Here is a 3070-nt window from a genome sequence, read left to right as displayed (position 1 = left end):
TGTATCGTTGTGATACAGTTATTTTTAATAATAAAAGGAGGATTTAAATGGGTAGTTCAAGCTCATCAAATGATTCACACAGCAATTCACATTCATCTAAGGCATGTAGTACTTTGGATTATGTTACTAGTGGAGTTACAAGTGCTATCATAGGAAGCATTTCAGATGCAACTACTGGGTTCTTAACAGGTTCTGGTGGATTAAAAAACAGGGTTAAAAACGGTCTCAAAGAGGGCACACATGGAGCCATAACAGGGTTTAATATTGGTTGGCTAGATAAGGCTGTTGAGTGCCACACAAAAAAGTAAGGCTGGTGTACTAATTCTAATTTGTAGATCGTATTAAAGAAAGATATCTCTGGAATTAATATTGTTGTAAATATATTTAATAGAACATAAATTAAATGTCTGCAACTGTATCTAAGCAAACATCAGAGATATCTATATTTTTAATTATATATATTATATTTTGGAACTTTTTTATTATGGATACTTTAGAAATTATTAAAACTGTGTTAGTTTTAATAAGTATTATTGCTTTTTTAAAAATTTTTTCTTATATACTTAGATTCAGAAGTTGGAAAAAATATATAAAATCAGATTTAATTGAGTTAAGTTTATTATTTATAGCATTCTCAATTTCTGTCTATATTTCTATATATATAAAATCATTCGTAAATATAGATAAATTATTTTAAATTAAAATATTATGATATATGATATGTTTTTTATCAGTTTAAATAAGATTTATTTTTAGTAATTGTTTTATATCTATGTAGATTTTACATTTCAAAAAATGAGTTGCCTTAGTTAAAAAGAGATAGAAAAAACGACATTTTATATGAGAATTCTATTTTTTGTTATAGATTATTTGCGTATCTATAAATTTATGTAGCTATAAGTTTATAATGAAATTTGCTAAATTTATTTTTTACAGAGTTTTTTCTTAAAAAACACAAATTGTATCAACTTCTCCAATACGTGACAACAGTTTCCCCACTTGCCAATGGCGTAAAGTGGGTAAAGAGAGACTTAAAAGATGGGTGTAAATGCGCCGTCCAAATTCTAGCGTAAGCCGATTGGCTAAATAAGCTCCTAAGTAGCCTGATAGAGTGCTAAACAGCATGATAGCAACCATCAAGACAACGATAGCATAGAGACTTTCAATACGCTGAAAAGGGAGAATACGGTCGATAATCGCTTGAAAAATAAAAGGATTCACCAAGCCCAGCAAACGCAAAACAACAGCAACGCAACTGAGTTCGATGACATAATAGATATATTTCTTTGTTGTTCTTGTAAACCAAGAGAATGATACTAGTTTTTCTTGTGAATGACTCATTTGAATTTATGATTTTATTTAAGAGAAAGAGCGATTGATGTCGCATATTTAAACAGTATTGTAAATATTATTATTACTAAATAAAAAGTATACATTTTATACGAATTAGATATAAACATAATGTGTTTATTATTTATACATTGTTTTTGTTTTTATTTTTACAAATTATATTTTACATTTGCTAAAATGAATAATAACAGAGTTACCACTGTATCGTTGTGATGCAGTTTTTTAATAATATAAGGAGACTAAAAATGGGTAGTTCAAGCTCATCACATGATTCACACAGCAATTCACATTCACACAGCAATTCACATTCACACAGCAGTTCACATTCATCAAGTTGGTTTCATTATGAAACATGTAGTCCTACTGATTATGCTGTTACAATTATTGGAGGGGCTGCAGTTGGAGCAGTTGCAAACGCAGCAGGCAATGCGTTGAAAGGTGTTATATTAGGACCACAAGGTGTGGGGGCGTCCGCTTTGGCAGGAGCAATAAGTGGCTTAGGTTCGGGGGCAGTTGGAGCCGGTATAGGTAAATGGACACAATGCCACTAAAAAATTAAAGAGCGCTGGTATTTGTTTTTAGAAAATAACCAGTAAATTATTCCTGAAGTTAATTTCATTACAGACATATATTTATAGATATATATATAAAATAAACTTCAGGAATATAAAATTTTGAGCTGGATTTTATAATGGTAGATTTTTCTAATAGTATTACAACTTCATTAATATCAACAATTATATTTGGATTTTTATGTATTATTCCTTATATATTCAAATCCCATAATTGGAAAAAAAATGCAAAGGGGGAATTATTTAAAATAGCTATGTTCTTTATGTTATATTCTCTTATTGATTATTTACGTAGATATATTGGTTTATACTAGATCAATATAAATTTATTTTTTACGGAGTTTTTTCTTAAAAATACGAATTGTATCAACTTCTCCAATACGCTAACAACTACTCCATTTGCTGAGTGCATATTGATTTCACTCTGATAGTTATGATGTGGGGCATTATGCTTAGATGTAGTCGCAAATGATCTTAAAGGCGCAGTAGTAGTGGGATTCACGGGTCTAATTAAAAGACCAAAAGGCGCTGCCGTTGGAGCATTAGGAGGTGTAGTATGCGAAGGTTATACAATCTTAGTTCATAAAATAGATGATTGCTATCATCGGTAAAGTGAAAGAATACTGATTCTAATTTAGTAGAAAATAGATAGCAATATATTCCTGAAATCAGTAATATTGTAATCATAATTAAAAAGTTATGGAAAAAATTGATTTCAGGGATATCATAATATTTATGACAATCATATTTTAGGGAGCATCTTCATTATGGAGATTATTTATAAAACTGCAAAATTATTTCTTCCAGAATTTATAGGTTTTTTTGTGGGTTTTTTTGCATGTACTTTGTTACTTAGATTTAAAAGCTATAGTTGGGAAGCATCTATAAAGAAATCACTATTAATAATGATTTTAGTCGTTATATTATCTTGTGCTATTCATTATATTATTAATTATATTGATTTATAAAAGTGCAAAATTATAAAATTGTTATCCATATTCATTATATTTTTCTCTCTTTCCAATACGTGAAAACAGTTCTCCCACTTGCCAAGTGCGTAAAGTGGGCAAAGAGAGACTTAAAAGATGGGTGTAAATGCGCCGTCCAAATTCTAGCGTAAGCCGATTGGCTAAATAAGCTCCTAAGTA

The 3070-nt window shown here is 29.6% G+C and carries 3 protein-coding genes; 2 read left to right on the top strand and 1 reads right to left on the bottom strand.

Annotated elements, in window-relative coordinates:
* Nucleotides 1–47: 47 nt before the first annotated feature.
* A complete protein-coding gene (locus ACFIKJ_RS08920) occupies nucleotides 48–308 on the top strand; it encodes a hypothetical protein (protein WP_375670515.1) in 261 nt (86 codons plus the stop codon).
* Nucleotides 309–945: 637 nt separating this feature from the next.
* Here ACFIKJ_RS08920 and ACFIKJ_RS08915 read toward each other — a convergent pair.
* The gene (locus ACFIKJ_RS08915) at nucleotides 946–1341 is read right to left on the bottom strand and encodes an ABC transporter transmembrane domain-containing protein (RefSeq protein ID WP_375670514.1); all 396 of its coding nucleotides are present in this window, start codon (nucleotides 1339–1341) and stop codon (nucleotides 946–948) included.
* A 254-nt stretch (nucleotides 1342–1595) separates the two neighbouring features.
* Between ACFIKJ_RS08915 and ACFIKJ_RS08910 the strand changes: the two genes are divergently transcribed.
* Nucleotides 1596–1901: a hypothetical protein gene (locus tag ACFIKJ_RS08910; RefSeq protein WP_375670513.1), complete on the top strand. Its 306-nt coding sequence runs from the start codon at nucleotides 1596–1598 to the stop codon at nucleotides 1899–1901.
* Nucleotides 1902–3070 lie beyond the last annotated feature (1169 nt).

Origin of the sequence: Bartonella sp. PS7NMGDW, from assembly GCF_042193585.1 — a bacterium.
Lineage (GTDB): Bacteria > Pseudomonadota > Alphaproteobacteria > Rhizobiales > Rhizobiaceae > Bartonella > Bartonella grahamii.
The sequence above is the reverse complement of the archived record's forward strand: the minus strand, read 5'-3'. Positions and strand labels throughout refer to the sequence as shown.